Genomic DNA, 22,011 nt, shown 5'->3' with positions numbered 1-22,011 from the left:
TAACGATTAATAAAATCTTTCCTGCTTCGGTTCGTATCGCTACGTGCCTAAAGCATTAGTCAAACAACAATAATGAAAAAACTATTTATCTTTTTTGCAGTGGCATTCAGCATTCCGGTTGTGCAGGCACAAATGCTGGGCAAAAATCAAGTCAATTCAAGGGCCGATAGTCTGCGTGGAACACTTACTTCTTTACGCACTTGTTACGATATCAACTATTACCACCTGGACGTAAAAATCGATATCGATCAGAAATCAATTGTCGGAAGCAACGAATTTGCATTTACCGCTACACAGGATTTCACTAAACTGCAGTTTGATCTTTTTGATAACCTCAAAGTAGACAAAGTAGTGTATGAGGGTGCTGATTTACCTTTTACCCGAGAATACAATGCTGTTTTTGTAACCTTTCCTAAACCGGTAAAGAAAGGAAGCAAAGATAAATTTACCGTTTTCTATTCCGGTAATCCATTAGTAGCAAAAACGCCGCCCTGGGATGGTGGTTTTATCTTTAAAAAAGATGCTGCTGGCAATCCTTTCGTTTCTGTAGCCTGCCAGGGTTTAGGCGCAAGCGTATGGTGGCCCAATAAAGACCACCAGAGTGATGAGGTAGACAGTATGCTCATCAGCATTACTGTTCCTAAAACTTTACAGGAAATATCCAACGGAAGATTAAGAAATACGGTAAATCTACCCGATGGTCACAAACAATACAATTGGTTTGTTTCCAACCCCATCAATAACTACGATGTTACGTTTTACATTGGTAAATATGCCCACTGGCAGGATAGTTATGATGGCGAAAATGGGAAACTCAGCATTGACTATTGGGCGCTACAAACAGACAGCGCCAAAGCACGCCCTCATTGGAACGCCGATGTTAAACCGATGCTTAAATGTTTCGAATATTGGTTTGGTCCCTATCCATGGTATAAAGATGGCTACAAACTGGTTCAGGCACCGCATTTAGGCATGGAACATCAAAGTGCGGTTGCTTACGGCAATCAGTTTAAACCAGGTTATTTAGGTAAAGATTTAAGCGGAACCGGACACGGCCTGAAATGGGATTTTATCACCATTCATGAGAGCGGCCACGAGTGGTTCGGGAATAACATTACTGCAAAAGATATCGCCGATATGTGGATCCACGAAGGTTTTACCAATTATTCGGAAGTATTGTTTACAGAATGTACCGAAAGTAAAACTGCAGCTAACGAATATGTAATCGGGCTACAGAAAATTATTCAGAATGATATACCTTTAATCGGTCCTTATAATGTAAACAAAGAAGGTTCAGGCGATATGTATCCGAAAGGTGCAAATCTGGTAAGTATCATCCGCCAGCTTATTAATAATGATGAAAAATTCAGACAGATTCTCCGCGGGTTGAACAAAACCTTTTATCATCAGACAGTAACTACTGCGCAGGTTGAAAATTACATTGCCAAACAGAGCGGCTTAAAATTAGATAAAATTTTCGATCAGTATCTTCGCCATACCAAGCCACCTGTTCTGGAATATAAAATCAGTAATGGTGTCCTGTCCTATCGTTGGTTAACTGATGTTAAGGGCTTCGATATGCCCGTACATGTAACCTTAAAAGCAGGTGCGTATACTTTAATTAAACCAACCAATGATTGGCAAACCATTAAAGTAGATGCCGGCATAAATGCAGATAATTTTAAACACGATCCATTGTTTTATATCAATACAAAAAAATCGGGTTAAATCTCAAAGAAGTCAAGTTCCAAAATGAAACTTGACTTCTTCCTTAAGGCACAATAGAAATTACTGATAAAGAGAATTAAATTCCGTGTTACGCAACTTTTTGAAAAAACCAACGTCTTATAGAAAAAGCTCATTATTTATCTAAAAAAACAAAATCTATAACCATGAAAAAAGTATTCGCCATATTATTAGCTTCTTTAACATTAAGCTTTAGCCTTAATGCCATTGCAAAAGATCGGATCAGCATCAACGCTTCCAAAAATAACAGCGACGAAAGAGTTGTGAAAAATTTTAATGGTGTTGCTGTAGCAGGCCCTATCAATGTAATTGTAACTTTCGGGAACAACGAAAGCTGCCGTTTGGAAGGTGATGCGGAAGCACTGGCCACAATTGTTACCGAAGTTAAAAGCAATATTTTAGTTATCCGTCCGCAAACCAGCATCACCAGTTGGTCTAGAAAATACGAAGGAAAAAAAATAACGGCTTATGTATCAGCAAAAGAATTAGCAAGCCTAACGGTTAGCGGTGATGGAAGTTTAGTCGTAAATGGAAAAATTAGCACAGGAAGCTTAACAACAACCGTTAGTGGTTCTGGAAATATTAAGGCAACAGCAGATGTAGATAATTATAGTGGTGTAATCAGCGGCTCAGGATCAATCAATATTACAGGTGGTGCAGACCACTCAAAAGTAGTCATCAGCAGTTCTGGCACTTTTGCTGGTAAATCTTTTTCTACAAAAACATTAACCAGTACCATTAGCGGCTCAGGAACGGTGAACATTGCAGTTAGCGAAAGCATCAGGGCTGTCATTAGCGGATCAGGAAGCGTTAACTATACAGGTAATCCCACTGTAGACAAAACAGTTATTGGCTCGGGTAGCGTAAGAAAAGTATAGGATCAGATTCATCATAGAAGGAACGCCCCGGAGAAATTTGGGGCGTTTTTTATTCTTTACAGATTTTTTTCTTGTGGAAAGCAAATACAGAAGCCCTTGGGTTACAGCAGTCCAGCCATTTGCTTTAGCCCTGATGCTACTTTAGTGCCGATTCATCGGTAAAGAATCAGGGGCTGCCGCTGCTGTCGGGTTTAGGATAGAAAGGTCTGCCCAAGTAACTTAAACCTGACAGGAGCGGGCACGAACGCAGAGAAGTAAAGTGGATGGCAGGACTTTCGGAACCGATGTACACAGGAACATGCTTTCCAAAATTGTATTTTCAACAAAATCAAATGTCGGTACGGCATACCAAAAACATTTATCATGATGCAAAAACACCTGATACAAAGTGGTATTCAATTCAAAAAATTATATTCGCTTATCACTTCCTTACTATGAAAAAAATATCATTAGCGCTTTTATTTGTCAGCATAACTTACCTTGCCTATTCGCAGGAAGAAACGCTCAATAAAAAATACCGCCCTGTAGTTATCTCTTTCATCAACGCTGTTAAAAGTGGGGATGTAGAGAAACTGAGCAGCAAAATTAAGTATCCCTTAAACAGAGCTTACCCTATTCCGCCGATTAAAAACAAACAGGAATTTATTAAGCGTTACAAAGAAGTATTTGATGACAACTTAATCAAAAAGATAATTACCAGTAAAGCTGAAACAGATTGGAGTGATGTTGGTTGGCGCGGCATTATGTTACTGCGTGGTGATTTATGGCTTGATACCGATGGAAAATTAATTGCGGTTAATCACCAATCGAGGTTGGAATCAAAAGAGAAAGCCAGGTTGATCAATGTCGAGAAAAACAGTGTTCATCCATCAATTGGCAATTTTGAACAACCGGTACTTGTTTTCGAAACTGCTCAGTACCGGATCAGGATTGATGATCTGGGCAACGACAACTACCGATATGCCTCATGGCCAATAAAAAGTAAAATGAGCGATAAGCCTAAATTAATTTTAACCAATGGGAAATTTAAGCCTGACGGCAGTGGCGGCAACCACAATTACCAATTTAAAAGCGGCGACTATATATACACCTGCTTTATCATTATAATGGGCGAAAAAGGTACTCCTCCCGCACAATTAGTTATTACAAAGGCGGGAAAAGAAATATTATCTCAACCAGCAAAAAAAATCAACCCTTTATTGCAATAAATGCTTACCGAAACACTAAAAAAACTTTTTAACCGGGATCTTAGCAAGCTGAAATCCGAAATTGAAGCTTACCAAAGCGAGAAAAATCTTTGGCGGATAAGCCATGGAATTGCAAATTCCGCGGGGAACCTCTGCCTCCACCTCGTGGGCAACCTGAATACTTACATCGGCGCTACTTTAGGTGGCACCGATTATGTCAGGAACCGCGAACTGGAATTTTCATTAAAAGATTTGCCAAAGCAGGAATTAATCAGCATGATCGAAGCAACCATCACCGTGGTGAGCAAAACTTTAGATCGGGTAAGCCAGGCGCAGATGGATAACGAGTATCCGACAAAAGTATTAGAGGAAAAAACCTCAACCGAATTTTTTCTCGTTCACCTCAGCACACATTTAACTTATCACCTGGGGCAAATTAATTACCATCGGAGGCTGTTGGATAGGTAATTGAAGCAGTTGTGAGCTATAAGCAGCCTAACCTGAATCACAGCGATCCTGATGATAAGTTAAAAGATTTTTGAAGGATGCTGACAGAGATAGAAAAAATAATCTATTTATATTTTAAAACAGAGCTAACAGCGTCATTCTTTCATAAAATAACAAGGTTAAACCATTTGATATATTAACAATAACTTAAAATTGAATTCTTTACATTGCAATTCAAGGTGGGATTCATCCTGGTGGGAGTTGAATTCCACTCATATAATATGATCACGCCAAAAAACTAATATCTTCACACTTTTAGAGGATCGTTGTATGATCAAATTTTAACAATAGAAAATATTATTCCATCAAAGTTAACCAAACATCTTTAATTAAATCATGGCACAATTATCACCCGACGGAACAAAAATTTTAAATTACTATGATAGATTCACAGGAGTTCCATTTAATGCGACTAAGATAAACACGTGGTATGATGGTACCGCTATGGATGATTCAAAGGTAGATAGTGTTATTTACTTCAAAGTATCGTCCGATCTAGGTAGTGGATACGCTAGGAGGGACTATGAAGGATACATTGACCCAAGATGGTATGGTTTAAAACTTGACGGCATAACCGATGACACGGATGCTTTCAATTATATGTTTCAAACAATAGAGGATAACTCTTCAATACTTTTTGATAATGGTATATGTAAGTTTGACACAGCATTTTTAATAGAAAAAAAATTCATTAGCCTGATTGGAGGTGGTACTATTTTCACCGGTACAATTATTATTGGAAATTCAAATTTATCGGCACCAGTTTTCCCTTATAGCTTCAGCGCAGAAGGGTTAATTTTTGATCATACTTTAGACAAAAAAAATTGCTTTGAATTTGTAAACTGTCAAAATTTTTCCTTAGAAAAAATAAAAACCATAGGTTCATGGAATACCGGCTCTAAAGCCATAGCGTACATACAACCGCTAGATAAAATTCAACATGTTAACAGGTGTAGTATAAAAGCTTCGAGTGGTTTTGCAGATTATCTTTTATTTGCAGATAATCCAATAAATGTCGCTCCATACGCGGGTATAAAAATGACTCTGGGAGATATCGAAATAACAGGGAATTTTGCGTTAGAATGTAAAATTTGCAATATTTTAGGATTTGGAATAGATGGTATTTTATCATCTGGAAACACACACTTTATGACTTCTAATTTTTATAGAAGTCAGATAAAAAATCAAAACATACGATTAGTGGGATGTAATTTTATCAGGATTATCGGAGAAAGTTTATTTGAGTCAGGCTTGGAAAGCATTTTATTTGAAAGATGTAGAAATATCGTAGCCACCGGTTTGCAGATAGCATGGCCCGGACAAAGAGATGTTAACTATGCTTACGGAATAAGATTAACCGGAAAAGGTTATACTGATGTCAATTATACTACGAGTGTAATTTCCGAAATAATATGTGATAGGTGCCCAGGTACAGTAATTAAATTAGATGAAGGTTGTCAAAGAGTTATTGTTCATGGAATTAAAGGAACCGCAACAGGAAATGGAAGTTTTTACTATGGAACAAGTACTTACCCAAATGGATTACCCGCAGGCGATCCAAACAATACGCCATTAGTAAGTTCAGTCACGCATTATTGTATCGAGACACATCCTAATATAAGATGGTGTTCGATACACGATAATACTGATGATAACGCAGGATTCCTATTTGGTTTTGATGAATCTTTAGCCATTCCAAATCGGGAACTACTGATACACTATAATAATGCAGGGAATGGAGGACAATTCGAAAGTCAATCCAATACAATAACGGCGCTAGATTCAGGTCGGATTAATACTAATGGCAAAAACAATATTATACTTGATATAGCTACAGGTGTGCCAGTTATAACTGATATAATAAACGCAAGAGTTGGCGATGTCGTAATGCTTTATAATAGAAATGAACTGAATATTAGCATTGAAAATAATGCCAATATCCAATTAGCGTTCAACGCAAATACTGTAATAAATAGATATACTACTATGACTTTACAGAAAAGAACAGATAAGTGGTATGAGGTGAGTAAAACTATTCCAGCAACAGCTACTCCAAATAGTCTATCCGTTAGTGGTCCATCAGGCAGTAGTAGAGATTTTATTTTTCGAACATCTGGAGTTCCTAGATGGATCGAAAGAGTCAATTCTACATCCGAATCCGGGAATAACTCAGGTAGCGATTATGAACTAATAGCTAGAAATGACGCAGGAGGTCTCTTGGGTATAGTTAGCAGAATTTACAGAGCAACACTGAATTGGCATATAGGAGATGTTGCTAATGATATATTACCATCTATTTTTTCTGTTAATTCTGTAACCAAAGGATCATTACCTTTCCCGAGGATGAATACTACTCAAAGGGATGCGATAGTTAATCCCTCACAGGGACTTATGATTGAAAACTTATCCTTGAACAGGATTCAAAGATTTGATTCCGTATTGGGATCCTGGCAGGATATTAAAGAGGTTAAAGGGTCTGTCGTTAATAAGGTCAGTAATTATACAATGCAACTATCAGATTACGGAGCGAATGGAGTGGCTACAATATATCTAGATGCTGCTGGAGCTCCATTTACTTTGACACTACTACCTGCAGCTATTGATATTGGTTATACTACTAAAGTGGTTAAAATTGATGCTAGTCCTAATGTAATAACTGTTAAGGGAAATGGTTCAGAATTAATAAATAACTCAAATACAGATACGACATTAAGTATCCAATATGCTTCATTTATTTTAGATTCTAACGGTATAAAACATTTTAAATTTTAAACAAATCGAATGGGAGATTCAGTACTGATAATCAGTTTTAGGTTAAGATACCAATTTTAATTTAGACAGACCCTGCCTTTGATAACTAAAATTAGCTATTGTTTATGATTTGAAACATCTTTAAAACTGGACCCCGAACAGCCAAATATTTTCAATATAATTAATCTTCTGACTCGCATGGTCATATTCATCCCAACCTGTGGTGTGTACGTTCGTTAAATTAGTGGCACCAAATTTTGTGGTATTCTGCAGGTAAACATTTCTCCAGATATAAAATTTAAGTCCAACTTTTGCCGAAACGCCATAACCTGAAATGCTGAAATGGTTATTTCTACCCTGGCCAAAAAGGCGTACATCTGATCGTGGCACCATTAATCCACCACCCAAACCTGTCTCCAAAGTCAAGGAAGTATTGCCTCCGGGTGCAACCCAGATATCATCATAACGCTCAATTTCAATATTAGCATAGTTAAAGCCATCAGTATGCTCATAAGTGAGCATATTCTCTTTCACGTTAATATTTTGCCCGTTATAATCGCCAGCCAAGCTTCCGGTGGGCGTGTTTGTAGGCGAAATATTGGAACCAATATGACCATCAATCGTAACGGTTTGCGGAATATCCATCACATATTTCATGTGATCCCAACCTATTGAAATGCTGTAATTATCTTTTAGAAAATACCCAACGCGTATATCATACTGTGGCACAGTAATTAAACCCGGATTTAAATAACTCCAGCTCAATTTCGATTGTCGATCGTGTGCAACAACATCTTTTAAAGTAAAATCATAATTAGGCCCCTGAAACCTGATATCGCTCTTGCCGTACCAGGAGCTATTATAACCCCAGTTGAAAAAGAAATCGCCTTTACGCGAAAAATTTCTTCTATGCATAGGGTTAAATAAACTTTTAGAAGTTGATATACGGTCTGTTGTAACGCTTTGAATTTCTTGTGCCTGCATCCGCTTGCCAAACAAGAATGCCAAAAAAAGAATGGTTATTTTTTTCACGTGGCAAATTGAGCAAAAAGACGAATCATTTACAATAGGTTTAACACTTCGCCGGGGCTTGTCAGGTAAAAAATGACTTTAAAACATTAAAACCTGGTGTATATGGCCAACTGAATAATGTTATTGACCGTATTGTTTGAAAGGCCATGTGTAGCCTGGTTCATATAACCAGCTTCCAGATCGAGTTGCTTCGAAAAACGATAACCTGCGGCAAGGTATAACCTGTTCTGATCAAACACACTGTTATTGATTTTCCTTTTGTTCTGAAGATTTAAAAAAACTTCGTTTTGTAAAGCTACAAAAGCCCCCTTGGTAAAAGCAGGCTGCGTTTTCTGTAGGGGTTGAATCAACCTCACAAAATAACGGAACCGCTGCGAAAATACATCCTCTCCGGTTCTGCCGATAAAACGTTGCTCAACCCTAAACCTATGACTTGCAAATACCGAACTGAGTTTATGATTGTAAATGTATTGTTCAAAAATACGGTGTTCGTGAAGGGTAAGATCGGCACTTCCAGTCATTTCTGTTGTGGTGGTCTGCCACAGATATCCTAATGCAACGTTACTTTTGTTATTGATGAAATATTGCAACGCAGGCCTTACCAAAGTATTCCGCACATAGCCCCAATCATCGGCTGAACGGGCCTGAAAGTCAAATTGCAATCCCCATTTATCATTAAACCTGGTGTTATTTAAAAACATAAACCAACCAGAATTTTGATATTGGGTTTGCGCATATAGCTTTCCTGAAGCCATGATGAGTACCATCACGGCAGATAATAGTATTTTTTTCATAATAGATAAACCGGTTTTACCTGTGTGCCGCTAAATTAGTAGAAATATATGAGAGTCCGAAGTAAGGGGGATGAAAGTCGGAAGTCAAGGGGCCGGGGTCAGAAGTCCAATCGCCTAAACTACACCTCAAGCTTGGCGTTCTTCGCGAAAAACTCCGCTCACTTTGCGGTTAAAAAAGTCGAAAGTCAGGGGACTGGCGTCAGATGTCTGATCGCCTTAATTTAAAATTCATTTAATGTTAAACAATTAAAAATATATCTTCGTTAAAGATTTGGGCATTAAGGCATTTTACATCACCTTAAAACTGCGCTTATTTTAACATTACAAAACGTAAAAAAGAACAAAAATGATTATTGAACCTAGAATGAGGGGCTTTATCTGTTTAACCGCACATCCTGAAGGTTGCGCGCAAAACGTAAAGAATCAAATTGAATATGTAAAATCTAAAGGCGCGATCAACGGCCCGAAAAAAGTATTGGTTATCGGCGCATCAACTGGTTTCGGTTTAGCATCGCGTATTACTGCTGCTTATGGCTCTGGCGCTTCTACCATTGGCGTATTTTTTGAAAAAGCACCTTCAGAAGGTAAAACAGCATCACCAGGCTGGTATAATACTGCAGCCTTCGAAAAAGAAGCTCATGCTGCAGATTTGTATGCCAAAAGTATCAATGGCGATGCTTTCTCTAAAGAAATTAAAGACAAAACCATCGAGCTCATCAAAGCTGACCTTGGTCAGGTGGATCTTGTTATTTATAGCCTGGCTTCGCCTGTAAGAAAACACCCTGATACCGAAGTATTACACCGCTCTACCTTAAAACCTATCGGTGGTACCTATACCAATAAGACTGTCGATTTCCACACCGGTAAGGTGAGCGAGATATCCATTGAGCCCGCTACGGAAGAAGATATTGCCAATACCGTTGCCGTAATGGGCGGCGAGGATTGGGCCATGTGGATTGATGCCTTAAAAGCAGAAAACCTGCTTGCCGAAGGTGCAACCACCGTAGCTTATTCATATATAGGTCCTGCTTTAACTGAACCGGTATACCGAAAAGGGACAATTGGAAGAGCCAAAGATGATTTAGAAGCAACTGCATTTAAAATAGCTGATAAATTAAAAGATATTGAGGGCAAAGCCTATGTATCGGTTAATAAAGCATTGGTAACACAGGCAAGTTCTGCAATTCCGGTTATTCCGTTATATATTTCATTGTTGTACAAAGTGATGAAAGCAGAAGGCGTTCACGAAGGTACAATTGAGCAGATCCAACGATTATATGCTGACCGGTTATACACAGGCAACGCCGTTCCTGTCGATGAAAAAGGAAGAATCAGAATAGACGATTGGGAAATGCGTGAGGATATTCAGGCTAAAGTGGCTAAACTTTGGGAAGAAGCTACTACTGAAACCTTGCCTGCAATAGGCGATTTACCTGGTTACAGATCTGATTTCTTAAGTTTATTTGGTTTCGAAATTGATCAGGTTGATTATCAAAAAGATGCCCAGGAAGTAGTAGAAATTGAAGGTTTGGTAAATTAAATTACTAATTCATAAGAGATGTGTCATTCCCAACCTAATTGGGAATCGTAATGCTAGGCTTTAAGATTCCAGGTGCATGGAAATGACGAATTTTAAAAACACAATCACAAATGGCTGGCCGAAAAGCCGGCCGTTTTCATTACAAATAAAATGAGTTTCGATTTACAGCCCACGCTAGAACACGATTTGATCAAGGTAGTTCCATTAAAGGAATCTGATTTTGAAGCGCTTTTTGCTGTAGCTTCGGATCCTTTAATTTGGGAGCAGCACCCCAATAAAGACCGGTACAAAAGAGCGGTATTCGAAAATTTCTTTAAAGGGGCTATAGCATCAAAAGGTGCCTTTATCATTTATGAAAACGGAACGGATAAAATTGTGGGCAGTTCCAGGTACTACGATTTAGATGAAAATGACCATTCAGTTGCCGTTGGTTACACTTTTATTGCGCGTGAGTTTTGGGGCAAGGGACATAATAAGGCTTTAAAAACTTTAATGTTCAATCATGCTTTTCAATTTATAGATAAAGTAGTATTACATATCGGTGCGACTAACTTTCGTTCGCAAAAATCAATTGAAAAATTAGGAGGTGTAAAAATCGATGAAATAGAGGTAGCCTATTATGGCGAGCCACTAAAATGGAATTACGTATACCAGATCGACAAGCTATACTGGGAGACGTTGCAATAATATTTTAGCCATAGCGTTTAATATATAAAAGAAACTGCAGTTAACGATACTTACCCTCACGCCAGTTCGGCAAAACATCTTGCTCTAATCTTGTGTTGTTAACTCTAAATAGAGCGCAACACCGAATAAAATCGTGTTTGTACTTTAGTATTGTTATCTTTGTATAATTCTCCTTTCCACTCACCCTTCAAAAACAAAACAATTAAATAAAATATGGCTAAATCTCAGGCAACATACAGTAAAAAAGAGAACGAAAAAAAACGATTAAAAAAACAAAAAGACAAACAAGAAAAAAAAGAAGAACGTCAGGCTAATGCTAAAAAAGGCTTAACGCTTGAAGATATGATGGCATACGTTGATGAAAACGGGAACATCTCTTCTACTCCGCCAGATCCGAAGAAAAAGAAAGTTATTAATACAGAAGATATTCAGATTGGCATTTCAAGACAAGAAGACATCGTTGATGAAAACCCGGTAAAAAAGGGAACAGTCACTTTCTTTAACGACAGCAAAGGCTACGGTTTTATTAAAAACACTGAAACACAAGACAGTATTTTCGTTCATGCAAACGGTTTAATCACCCAGATTAAAGAAGGTGATAAAGTTACGTTTGAAGTAGAAATGGGCCAAAAAGGACCAACGGCAGTTAAAGTATCAAAAGTTTAACCGCTAACACGCTATTCGCTTTGCAACTCCTAATTGCAAAAACATGATTAAAATTTTGCAGAAAACTCTGCTGCGCCAGGTTTTATAACCACTTTATAATTCCGTCTATTTAAGCATAAAACCTTGCGCATAATTTTTTTCATACACTCATTTTAACTATATTTGAGTATGAAATTTAATCAAGATCATAAAAGAAAAAAAGTTAATCCATTGAGAATTGAAATCATGCAATCAATGCTTGCATCATTCAAAATTGAAGGTATTTCCATTTCTAGTGAATCTGCAACCGCTGCTTTAAAAAAAATTGAAGTTAGTCTGGAAAAATAGAATCTATCATCTTTTCCATCAATCGATATTCACCGTCTGTAGCCACTTGTATGGCTAATACATAATTTTTAAATTCATCTTCACCAATCTTCTCAAATTTTAGCGAACTGAAACCAGCTTTTCGGCACATTAAGTTAGCTAAAATCCTTGCTGTCCTGCCATTTCCTTCTCTAAATGGATGGATTAACAGGAGTTCTGCATGTACTTTTGCTATATTGGATATTAACTGTTTCCTATCTATATATTTTTTGGGTAGTTCTTTTAATATTTCCTGTTCAAATTGTTTCATTGTTTCATTCAAAAACCTCGCCGCGGCAAATGGAAAACCTCCTTTTGAAATATTAACGTCACGATATTTACCTGCAAAACTATACAAATGAGATAATGCTAGTTTATGAATACCAAGAATATAGGAGACGCTGAATTTTGTACTCGGTGTTAATCTTTCTGACAGTATAATCTCTGCCTTTAAAAAACCTTCAAATTCTGACAGATTGATATCTGTTAAACTTGTTAATCCTAATTTATTGGGCAATACTTCATTTTGATCATTTGGAATCTGATATTTCATAATATTAATTTAATAAAATAATTTTAATTAAATTAACAAGCCAAGGCACTCCTACTAACTCAGTATCTGAATATTCATAGCTAATTCAATAAAAAATCATAAAAAAATAAAATCTCGGTGTGGAATTTGTACATGATTTACATCATTACAGTACACACAAAGAAAAATAGATATGAAACCTGCATAAGCAGAAAAGCTAAATATAAAAAAGCTTATGCAAGCTTCATAACAGTTAAAAAACACTACAAATTATGAAAAAGTTAATAGCACTAGCCCTGGTTGCATTTTTAGGTTTATCCTCAGCAATGGCCCAACAAGTAGATTTACGTAGAAAAATAAGCGTAAGCGGTACCTCAGAAACAGAAGTTACCCCCGATATCATCTACATCGGTATTTCACTTAAAGAATATTTAAACGGGAAGAAAAAAGTTGATATTACAGAGTTAGAAAAACAATTGTATGCCGCAGTACAAAAAGCAGGTATTGCAAAAGAGAATCTAACCATTAGCAACTTAAGCAGCTGGAATTATGCTACGGAAAAGAAAAAAAACCCTGATTTCCTGGCCAGTAAACAGTACCGTTTAAAAGTCAGCGATCTAAACAAATTCAACCTTATATTAGAATCTTTAGATGCTAAAGGAATTGCCAATACGAATATTGAAAGTTACGATTATTCTAAAATCGAAAACTTAAAAAAAGAGCTTAAAGTTAAAGCCTTATTGGCCGCAAAAGAGAAAGCAGCATATATGGTAGAGGCACTAGGCGATAAATTAGGTAGTGTGATCGAAATACAAGATGGCGGGGACAATGTAATGCAACCTGTTTACAGAAATTATGCAATGAAAGCTGAAATGGCCGACGCTTCCAGTGCACCTGAAATTGATTTCAAGAAAATTAAACTGAATTTTACAGTAAATGCGGTTTTCGAGATCAAATAAGAATTTCAATAATAAATTAATGCTTTTAAAACCTACCAGAACATTTTGGTAGGTTTTTTGTTACCTAGAGATTGAACACTAAAAAATTAGATATTATGAAAAAATTCATCTACACACTTGCGCTGGTATTTGCTTTAGGCATTAGCTTTAATTCAGCTCAGGCAGCTGACAAACCTGCGAAAAACCCAACAGAATTATCTGCAGAACAAGCAGTGAAACTGGAAAAAATTAAAACCCGTGTTGAAGAAATCAGAGACATGGACAAATCGAACTTAACCAGAGCAGAGCGTAAGGCTTTACGTAGCGAGTTAAAAGAATTAAAAGGTCAGGCCCGGGCCATTTCTGGTGGTGTTTACCTTTCAGTTGGCGCAATCATCATCATTATTTTGTTATTGATCCTGATTTTATAATCTCAAGAAACATATCTATCTATAAAAACAAAAAGCTTTGCAACGTTGCAAAGCTTTTTTTATTAGAAATATCGTCATTGCTGTGACGATTCATCGAAAACTAATCAATCCTATCAAAGCCGGTATACTTCACTAAAGCTTCCGGAATTTTAATTCCATTTTCAGTTTGATAATTTTCTAAAATAGACGCCACGATGCGAGGCAAGGCCAGTGCGCTTCCGTTTAATGAGTGGGCCAACTGCGCTTTTCCCTCTTTGCCTTTAAAACGTAATTTCAAACGGTTACTCTGGTAGGTTTCAAAGTTTGATACAGAAGAAACTTCCAGCCAGCGTTCCTGGGCAGCACTCCATACCTCCATATCGTAGGTCATGGCAGAAGTAAAGCCCATATCACCACCACATAAACGCAAAACGCGGTAGTGTAATCCCAGTTCTTTCAATAAAGATTGCACATATTGGCTCATTTCTTCTAAAGTTTCATAAGATTTATCCGGATGGGTAACCTGAACCACCTCAACCTTATCAAACTGGTGTAAACGGTTTAAACCACGTACATGAGCACCGTATGAGCCTGCTTCCCTACGGAAGCAAGGCGTATAAGCTGTATTTTTAATCGGTAAATCTTCTTCTTTAAGAATTACATCACGGTACAAATTGGTTACCGGAACTTCTGCTGTCGGGATTAAATATAAATCATCAACAGTTGAATGGTACATTTGCCCTTCCTTATCGGGTAACTGGCCAGTACCAAAGCCTGAAGCTGCATTAACCAAATGCGGTACCTGCATTTCTTTGTAACCTGCAGCAGTTGCATGATCTAGAAAGAAATTGATCAGCGCCCGCTGTAACCTCGCCCCTTTTCCTTTATAAACAGGAAAACCAGCACCAGTGATTTTTACGCCTAATTCGAAATCGATGATATCATATTTCGCAGCAAGCTCCCAATGTGGTAACGCTTTGCTTGGTAACTGAGCAGGCTCGCCATGTGTTAAAACAACCTCGTTTTCTTCTGCAGTAGACCCCTTTTTTACCAGGTGATAGGGTAAATTAGGCAATTGAACAATCAAATTGTGCTGAGCAGTTTCCAACTCATTCAATTGATCACTCAGGTTTTTAATATTTTCCTTGTGAGAAGCCGTTTGTATCTTAATAGCCTCCGCTTCTTCTTTTTTACCCGTACGCATTAAATCGCCGATCTGCTTGGCAGCTGCGTTAGCTTCAGCAGAAATGCTATCCAACGAAGTTTGAGTGGAACGACGTTCTTCATCAATTTTAATGATTTCGTCTACCAGTTCTGGTTGTTTAAAATTACGGATACTTAAACGTTCTAAAACTTTCTCTCTATTTTCGCGGATATAGTTAACTTGCAGCATTATTTAATTTTTTAAGCAAAGATAATAATTAAGTCGTCATTGCGAACGCAGTGCGGCAATCTCTACACAAAAAGATTGCTTCGTCGTTCCTTCTTATAATGACGAACACAGAAAAATATGGATGGCAAACTCTTTCTCGTACCAACGCCCATAGGCAATCTGGAGGATATGACCTTTAGGGCAATCCGTATATTAAAAGAATGCGACCTGATCCTCGCTGAAGATACCCGTACCAGTGCCCCGATGCTCAAACATTTTGGGATTGATAAAAGAGTTTTCTCACACCACCAGCACAATGAACACAAAGCCACTTCAGAAATCATCAGATTTCTAAACGAAGGTCAAAAAATTGCCCTTATCTCTGATGCCGGTACGCCCGCCATTTCAGATCCTGGTTTTTTTCTGGTACGCGAGGCCCTGAAAAATGATATCGCGGTAGAATGTTTACCAGGTGCAACAGCTTTTGTTCCTGCCCTGGTTAACTCAGGTTTACCTGCTGATGCTTTTTGTTTCGAAGGTTTTTTGCCGGTTAAAAAAGGCAGGCAAACCAAATTTAAAAAATTGGCCGAAGAAGAACGTACCATTATACTTTATGAAAGTCCGCACCGTTTATTAAAAACTTTAGAGGAGTTTGCGCAGTATTTGGGTGCCGACAGGCAGGCATCCGTAAGTAGAGAGCTGACGAAGATGTTCGAAGAAACTGTTCGCGGAACCTTGCTGGAAATAAAATCACACTTTGAAAACAATACTTTAAAAGGAGAATTTGTAATTTGCATAGCGGGGAAACCCCATATTAAAAGCAAAAACAAATATGAAGATGCTGAAGATTAGCATCAAAAATCTAAACCACAATACAATTTTAAAAATATCATGATGAGTATAGATAGATTTCTGAGTGACGAACAAGACCCAAAAGCGGTTGAAAAAGTTATTGGAAAATTAAACGACCTGCTAACCACAGGCGAAGAACTTTTATATTTAGCCGTACAGAAAAAACCAGCGGTAAACTTGTTACCAGATAGCATTGCGATCTCCAATAAGCGGATTTTCTATTGCGAGCCTGGTAATTTGGGCTTAACGATGAATTTCAAAGATATTTCGTGGAAAAGCATTAAAGAAGTTTCGTTTAAAGAAGAATTTTTTGGTTCTAAATTTATATGTGTTCCGCAACATGGCGAAAATATCGTAACCGAATTTATCCCGAAAGTGCAGGCACGTAAATTACATCAGGCTGCCAATCAGCAACTAGAGGAGTATAAAGAAATGCTGCGCCAGCAAAAACTGGAAGAAAACCGTGCAACAGCCTCCCCCATTAATTTAACTGCCCAGCCTATTGCCGAAATACCTGCTTATGAACCCGCGCCAGAACCTGCACAACCTGTAATCCAAATTGCTGAGGTGGTAGAAGAGCCGGAAGACGAAACCACGTTAAAGTTGCGGAAGCTAAAAACTTTATACGATAAACACCTGATTACCCAGGAAGAATATGAGGCTAAAAAAGCAAATATTTTAGATAGTTTGTAGATGAAAAACTGCTGTCATGATGAGGCACGAAGCATCTTTAACATACCCCTAATGTACTACGTTAGCAAAAACAAAGTCAGTTTTCTATCGCATAGAGATTCTTCCTGCGTCAGAATGACAAGTATTTTCATATGAAATCTAAACAAACCTATCTCCTAGCCCTCTTAAGTGCATGCTTACTTTGGCTGGCCTGGCCACCAATGCCTTTTACCACACCGCTGTTATTAATTGGTCTGGTGCCATTGTTCATTGCACTAAATGCCAATTCAAGCGATTCCGGAAAGAAACAGGGTAAAAGAATTTTCCTGACGGCAGGTTTAACTTTTTTGGTCTGGAATACAGCATCAATTTATTGGGTTTATAATGCGATCAGTGCTTATAATGGCCCGCTTGTAGCCCTACCGGTCTCATTAATTCCATTTGGATTAGGTGCATTGTTAATGACTTTTACTTTTTGGTTATACTATAGATTAAGTAAATATGTAAATAAAAAGATGGCTTATCTGGGCTTGATTTCCTTTTACATCGCCTTAGAATATCTGCAGCAAACCTGGGATTTAGCCTTCCCCTGGATGACCTTGGGTAATGGCTTGGCAGGCATGCACCAATTGGCCCAATGGTATGATTATACCGGTGTTTATGGTGGTTCACTGTGGATTTTATTGAGCAATATCCTGGCTTTTGAAGCTTATCAGAAATTCAGATCACAAACAGGCTATTTAAGGTTCAGAGCAGCGGGTATCTGGGCGTTGGTGGTGATTATTCCCATCAGCATTTCATTAACCAAATACTTTACTGCCACACAAAAAGGAACACCAAGTAATGTAGTAGTGGTTCAGCCAAATATCGATCCTTACCAAAAACTGGAAAATATACCACCAGCCGAACAAATCAATATATTAACCCACTTGTCAGATTCCATCGGACAAACCAATACCGAGTATTTTATCTGGCCGGAAACGGCCATTCCAAATTATGCAGATGAAGATCGGATCAGGAGCAATAACGATTTCATCACGCTGCAAAACTTTTTATCAAAGTATAAAAACGGAACATTGATTACAGGGATAGAAAGCATTAAAATTTATCAGGATAAAAGAACAATAACCTCAAAATTTGATAACCAACGGGGTATTTATTTTGATAATTTTAACACCGCCATGCAGGTAGAAAATTCTGCCAATGTTCAGTTTTACCATAAATCCAAACTGGTTCCCGGGGTAGAAAAAATGCCCTTCCCAAAAGTATTTTCGTTTTTAGACGGCGTTTTTGCTCAGTTGGGCGGGACTGTTGGCGGATGGGGCTGGCAAGATAAGCCGAGTGTGTTATATGCGCAAAGCGGCATTGGTGTTGCGCCTGTGGTTTGTTATGAAAGTTTGTGGGGCGATTGGATTGGTGAACAGGTTAAAGATGGCGCACAATTTATCGCGATTATCACTAATGATGGCTGGTGGGGAAATACTTCAGGGAAAGACCAGCACATGATGTATGCCAAACTCAGGGCAATTGAAACCCATCGTGATGTAGCACGCTCAGCCAATACCGGAATATCCTGCTTTATCAATCAACGCGGCGATGTAACCCAAAAGACCAAATGGTGGACCAGAGCTGCATTAAAGGCCAATATCAACCTGAATGACGAGATTACCTTTTATGTAAAAAGCGGAGATATTATTGCAAAATTACTGAGCATTACCGCCGTTCTTTTAGCTTTGATTATTCCGTATAGAAAATGGATCAGGAAAACGGGCCATGCTTAAACAACAATACGATTTCGTTTTATCCTCCAGGAATACCCTTTTAACTTATGTAGGTCAAATTTCAGAACATGATTTTTTAACCAATAACAGTTCGTTCGGCAGAGGCTCCATCAGAAATTTGTTGGTTCATATTTGCCAGACCTATTGCGCATGGATTGGCGAAAGGGCCTTAGGCATTGAACAGGAGTTTTACCTTTCGAAAGGTACCAGACTTTACACAACTGCCAAACTTATTTTGAACAGGCAGATGAATATATTGCTTTATTTACAGAAAAATTTAAAGGAAATGAGTTGCATAAAATGGAATTGGACAAAAACGGAGCGATTTTAATGGTAAATCCTTTACAGTTGTTCACCCATGTCATTACGCATGAGTTTCATCACAAGGGACAAATCATGTCGCTAAGCAGGCATTTGGGCTATACACCGGTAGATGCCGATATTATCAGATAAAATTATGCAAAAAATAGAAAACCTCCGCTGGTCGATATTACTCTTATTATTAACCCTAAATTTTAGCTGCGATCAGTTTTCTAAAAGAATTGTTCGTAACGAGATCAGCGATTACGAAAACATCAGCATTATAAAAGACCATTTCACGTTAACCAGAGTAGAAAACACCGGGGCATTTTTGAGCCTGGGCGATAACATGCCCTACATTTTCAGGCTCATTATTTTAACAGGTTTACCCCTATTATTTTTGCTCTACGGTTTATATTTTCTATTTACCAAACGTAACTTGCCGATGACCATGCAAATTGCTTTGTGTTTTCTGATCGGCGGTGGTGTAGGCAATTTATATGATCGGATTTTGCATGGATCGGTTACCGATTTTATGCACATGGATTTTTACCTCTTCCAAACAGGTGTTTTTAATTTTGCCGATATTTCGATTATGATAGGTATAAGTATATTGCTTTTTCAATCGTTAAGAGGTAAGATGGTTCAGGAAGAACCAATGGATAAGGCCGGATAATCACATGATTTCTTAACAAAGAATTGCCAGCTTTACACAAACATATTTTTATCTTTAGGTGTTAAACAATCTAAAAATAAAATCCGATTATGAAAAGAAATGCAACAGCCGTATGGCAAGGTTCTATCAAAGAAGGCAGTGGTAACATCACTACACAAAGCACTACTTTAAATAACACTCAATACTCTTTCAATACCCGTTTTGCAGATGGTGTGGGTACAAATCCAGAGGAATTAATTGCTGCTGCACATGCAGGCTGTTTCACCATGAAACTATCTGCTAACTTAACTGAAGCAGGGTTTACAGCCGATAAACTGGAAACAAAATGTGAAATCAACCTTGATCCGTCAAAAGGTGAAATTGTAGAATCGCATTTAACTTTAACAGCTTCTGTTCCTGATTTAACAAAAGAAAAATTCGATGAATTGGTTGCAGATGCAGAAAAAAACTGCCCGATCTCTAAATTATTGAATACAACCATCACAGTTGATGCTACTTTAGCTTAAAACGTAACGGTGAACCCCTAATCGTCATTTCGAGCGGAGTGCAACGTAGTCGAGAAATCTATTCAAAAGATCTCTCCATTCCGCTACGCTTCACTCGAGACGACCTTTCTACCATTCACCGTTTCAACAACTACCAGTTTTCAGTTTGTAATCCACAGTTTAACAATCTCAGCAATTCACAAATTAAACAACCTAAACCATATATTTCCCTACAATTGGCATTCTTCTGCCCATGCCGAAGGCTTTGGGCGATACCCTTAAAATAGGTGGCGTTTGGTAACGTTTAAATTCGGCAATATTAACCATCTTTAAGATACGTAAAACCAATGCCTCATCAAAGCCCTGAGCAATAATGGCTTTTGAGCCTTGTTTCCTTTCAATATGCTGGTATAATATTTTATCAAGGATTTCATATTCCGGTAAAGAATCAGAATCTTTCTGATCAGGCCTCAATTCTGCTGACGGTGGTTTAACAATGGTGTTAACCGGTATAATTTCCCTTTCCTTATTGATGTACTTCGCGAGTTCAAAAACTTGCATTTTATATACATCACCAATCACACCAATTGCACCGCACATATCGCCATACAAGGTACCATAACCTACTGCACATTCGCTTTTGTTTGAGGTATTTAATAAAATATAGCCAAATTTATTGCTCATTGCCATGTTGATAATGCCGCGGATCCGCGCCTGGATATTCTCTTCAGTAAGGTTAAAAGGCAAACCTTTAAACGCTGGCGCCAATATGTTGTCAAAAGCTTCTGTAACGTCTTTAATAGGCACAATTTCGTGCATACAACCAATATTGTTCACCAAATCCAAAGCGTCCTGAACAGAATGGTCGGATGAATATTTAGAAGGCATTAAAACGGCCATTACATTCCCGGGGCCTAATGCGCGACAAGCCAGGGCACAAACCACCGCCGAATCAATTCCGCCAGACAAACCTAAAACGGCTTTACTAAATCCAGACTTCCCAAAATAATCTTTTATGCCTAAAACCAGTGCATCATGAATCTGTTCAATATCTGTTAATCTTTCCGATTGCGGATACTTATTGCGTACATTTTCAACCTCTTCAAGATCAAATACCTGAAGATCCTCTTCAAAATATTTCATCTCTGCTTTCATGGCTCCATCAGCATCAAAAACCAAAGAACCGCCATCAAAAATAATCTCCGTCTGCGCCCCAACCTGGTTTACATAGAAAACTGGCAGGCTGTACTTTTTTGCATTATCGGCCAGTACTTTAATGCGTTCATCATCATGGGTATAAGAGAAAGGTGATGCTGCGATATTAATCATTACATCTGGCTGCTCTTTAATCAACTCATCCATTGGATTTGATATATACAATGGATTATCGTTAATATTCCAAAGGTCTTCACAAATGGTCAAGGCAATTTTTTTACCTTTAAAATCGATACAGTTAAATTGTGTGGCCGGTTCAAAATAGCGATATTCATCAAACACATCATAAGTTGGCAACAATGCTTTTTTCGCCACAGCCTTAACTTTTCCACCCTCAATGAAATAAGCTGCGTTATAAAGGTCTTTCCCCTGCAATAGCTCATTTTTAATAGGGAGCCCAACAATACATGCAATATCGGTACAGGACTTTGCTATTTCATGAGCCGCGGTTTCACACAACCCAATAAATTCATCAAACTCCAGAAAATCTCTCGGCGGGTAACCACAAATAGCCAATTCGGCAAAAACCACCAGATCAGCTCCTTTGTCTTTCGCCAATTGAATATTTTCAGTTATTTTTCTGGTGTTGGCCTCAAAGTTCCCGATGTGGTAATTAAGTTGTGCTAGTGCTATTTTCATGGTTGA

Annotated in this window: 23 protein-coding genes; 18 read left to right on the top strand and 5 right to left on the bottom strand. The window is 38.0% G+C overall.

Annotated elements, in window-relative coordinates; translation table 11 throughout:
• The first annotated feature begins 72 nt into the window (after positions 1-72).
• The 5 genes from DV942_RS15695 to DV942_RS15675 all read left to right on the top strand — a co-directional run bounded on the left by DV942_RS15695 (position 73) and on the right by DV942_RS15675 (position 7,090).
• Positions 73-1,728, top strand: coding sequence for a M1 family metallopeptidase (locus DV942_RS15695; protein ID WP_145859004.1), 1,656 nt, complete (start codon positions 73-75; stop codon positions 1,726-1,728).
• 164 nt (positions 1,729-1,892) lie between these two features.
• A complete protein-coding gene (locus DV942_RS15690) occupies positions 1,893-2,624 on the top strand; it encodes a head GIN domain-containing protein (RefSeq protein ID WP_145859001.1) in 732 nt (243 codons plus the stop codon).
• A gap of 434 nt (positions 2,625-3,058) precedes the next feature.
• Positions 3,059-3,832 (top strand): hypothetical protein, encoded by a 774-nt coding sequence (locus DV942_RS15685; protein ID WP_145858999.1) that lies wholly within the window; start codon positions 3,059-3,061, stop codon positions 3,830-3,832.
• Positions 3,833-4,279 (top strand): DinB family protein, encoded by a 447-nt coding sequence (locus DV942_RS15680; protein ID WP_145858996.1) that lies wholly within the window; start codon positions 3,833-3,835, stop codon positions 4,277-4,279.
• 375 nt (positions 4,280-4,654) lie between these two features.
• Complete coding sequence (locus tag DV942_RS15675) at positions 4,655-7,090, top strand: hypothetical protein (protein ID WP_145858993.1); 2,436 nt, start codon at positions 4,655-4,657, stop codon at positions 7,088-7,090.
• Between the two features lie 120 nt (positions 7,091-7,210).
• Here DV942_RS15675 and DV942_RS15670 read toward each other — a convergent pair whose 3' ends face one another.
• The gene (locus DV942_RS15670) at positions 7,211-7,984 is read right to left on the bottom strand and encodes a hypothetical protein (RefSeq protein WP_244950716.1); all 774 of its coding nucleotides are present in this window, start codon (positions 7,982-7,984) and stop codon (positions 7,211-7,213) included.
• 203 nt (positions 7,985-8,187) lie between these two features.
• Positions 8,188-8,895: a DUF2490 domain-containing protein gene (locus tag DV942_RS15665; RefSeq protein ID WP_145858991.1), complete on the bottom strand. Its 708-nt coding sequence runs from the start codon at positions 8,893-8,895 to the stop codon at positions 8,188-8,190.
• Between the two features lie 346 nt (positions 8,896-9,241).
• On the opposite strand from DV942_RS15665, the gene fabV reads away from it, so the two are divergent.
• The 4 genes from fabV to DV942_RS23525 all read left to right on the top strand — a co-directional run bounded on the left by fabV (position 9,242) and on the right by DV942_RS23525 (position 12,115).
• A complete protein-coding gene (gene fabV, locus DV942_RS15660; protein WP_145858989.1) occupies positions 9,242-10,435 on the top strand; it encodes an enoyl-ACP reductase FabV in 1,194 nt (397 codons plus the stop codon).
• Positions 10,436-10,585: 150 nt separating this feature from the next.
• Positions 10,586-11,122, top strand: coding sequence for a GNAT family N-acetyltransferase (locus DV942_RS15655; protein ID WP_145858987.1), 537 nt, complete (start codon positions 10,586-10,588; stop codon positions 11,120-11,122).
• A gap of 213 nt (positions 11,123-11,335) precedes the next feature.
• Positions 11,336-11,788, top strand: a complete 453-nt coding sequence (locus tag DV942_RS15650; RefSeq protein WP_090983040.1) for a cold-shock protein — start codon at positions 11,336-11,338, stop codon at positions 11,786-11,788.
• A 168-nt stretch (positions 11,789-11,956) separates the two neighbouring features.
• Positions 11,957-12,115 (top strand): hypothetical protein, encoded by a 159-nt coding sequence (locus DV942_RS23525; protein WP_159435225.1) that lies wholly within the window; start codon positions 11,957-11,959, stop codon positions 12,113-12,115.
• On the opposite strand, the gene DV942_RS15645 is transcribed toward DV942_RS23525, so the two are convergent.
• On the bottom strand, positions 12,099-12,686 hold the full coding sequence (locus tag DV942_RS15645) for a Fic/DOC family protein (protein WP_145858985.1): 588 nt from the start codon (positions 12,684-12,686) through the stop codon (positions 12,099-12,101). The genes DV942_RS23525 and DV942_RS15645 overlap by 17 nt on opposite strands.
• Positions 12,687-12,937: 251 nt before the next feature.
• Here DV942_RS15645 and DV942_RS15640 point away from each other — a divergent pair, with 251 nt between their 5' ends.
• Both DV942_RS15640 and DV942_RS15635 read left to right on the top strand, forming a co-directional pair.
• Positions 12,938-13,624 carry an SIMPL domain-containing protein gene (locus DV942_RS15640; RefSeq protein ID WP_145858982.1) on the top strand — a complete coding sequence of 229 codons (687 nt, stop codon included), beginning with the start codon at positions 12,938-12,940 and terminating at the stop codon, positions 13,622-13,624.
• 95 nt (positions 13,625-13,719) lie between these two features.
• On the top strand, positions 13,720-14,034 hold the full coding sequence (locus DV942_RS15635) for a hypothetical protein (RefSeq protein ID WP_090983032.1): 315 nt from the start codon (positions 13,720-13,722) through the stop codon (positions 14,032-14,034).
• Positions 14,035-14,134: 100 nt separating this feature from the next.
• On the opposite strand, the gene serS is transcribed toward DV942_RS15635, so the two are convergent.
• On the bottom strand, positions 14,135-15,406 hold the full coding sequence (serS, locus tag DV942_RS15630) for a serine--tRNA ligase (protein ID WP_145858978.1): 1,272 nt from the start codon (positions 15,404-15,406) through the stop codon (positions 14,135-14,137).
• Positions 15,407-15,523: 117 nt separating this feature from the next.
• Between serS and rsmI the strand changes: the two genes are divergently transcribed.
• The 7 genes from rsmI (at position 15,524) to DV942_RS15595 (ending at position 20,172) form a co-directional block, all read left to right on the top strand.
• Positions 15,524-16,237 (top strand): 16S rRNA (cytidine(1402)-2'-O)-methyltransferase, encoded by a 714-nt coding sequence (gene rsmI / locus DV942_RS15625; protein ID WP_090983027.1) that lies wholly within the window; start codon positions 15,524-15,526, stop codon positions 16,235-16,237.
• 39 nt (positions 16,238-16,276) lie between these two features.
• Positions 16,277-16,930, top strand: coding sequence for a PH domain-containing protein (locus DV942_RS15620; RefSeq protein ID WP_090983025.1), 654 nt, complete (start codon positions 16,277-16,279; stop codon positions 16,928-16,930).
• A 131-nt stretch (positions 16,931-17,061) separates the two neighbouring features.
• Positions 17,062-18,690, top strand: coding sequence for an apolipoprotein N-acyltransferase (gene lnt / locus DV942_RS15615; RefSeq protein ID WP_145858974.1), 1,629 nt, complete (start codon positions 17,062-17,064; stop codon positions 18,688-18,690).
• Positions 18,683-19,021 (top strand): hypothetical protein, encoded by a 339-nt coding sequence (locus tag DV942_RS23860; protein ID WP_145858972.1) that lies wholly within the window; start codon positions 18,683-18,685, stop codon positions 19,019-19,021. Before lnt ends, DV942_RS23860 begins: the two co-directional genes overlap by 8 nt.
• Entirely contained in the window at positions 18,946-19,143 is a 198-nt protein-coding gene (locus DV942_RS23715; protein ID WP_244950894.1) for a DinB family protein, read from the top strand. Before DV942_RS23860 ends, DV942_RS23715 begins: the two co-directional genes overlap by 76 nt.
• A 4-nt stretch (positions 19,144-19,147) precedes the next feature.
• Positions 19,148-19,666: a signal peptidase II gene (gene lspA, locus DV942_RS15600; RefSeq protein WP_222431116.1), complete on the top strand. Its 519-nt coding sequence runs from the start codon at positions 19,148-19,150 to the stop codon at positions 19,664-19,666.
• Positions 19,667-19,755: 89 nt separating this feature from the next.
• Complete coding sequence (locus DV942_RS15595; protein ID WP_145858968.1) at positions 19,756-20,172, top strand: OsmC family protein; 417 nt, start codon at positions 19,756-19,758, stop codon at positions 20,170-20,172.
• 192 nt (positions 20,173-20,364) lie between these two features.
• Here the strand turns inward: DV942_RS15595 and DV942_RS15590 are convergent, their stop codons facing one another.
• On the bottom strand, positions 20,365-22,005 hold the full coding sequence (locus DV942_RS15590) for an NAD+ synthase (RefSeq protein WP_145858966.1): 1,641 nt from the start codon (positions 22,003-22,005) through the stop codon (positions 20,365-20,367).
• Positions 22,006-22,011 lie beyond the last annotated feature (6 nt).

This window comes from Pedobacter suwonensis, from assembly GCF_007833675.1.
In the GTDB taxonomy this organism is placed as follows: domain Bacteria; phylum Bacteroidota; class Bacteroidia; order Sphingobacteriales; family Sphingobacteriaceae; genus Pedobacter; species Pedobacter suwonensis.
The sequence above is the reverse complement of the archived record's forward strand: the minus strand, read 5'-3'. Positions and strand labels throughout refer to the sequence as shown.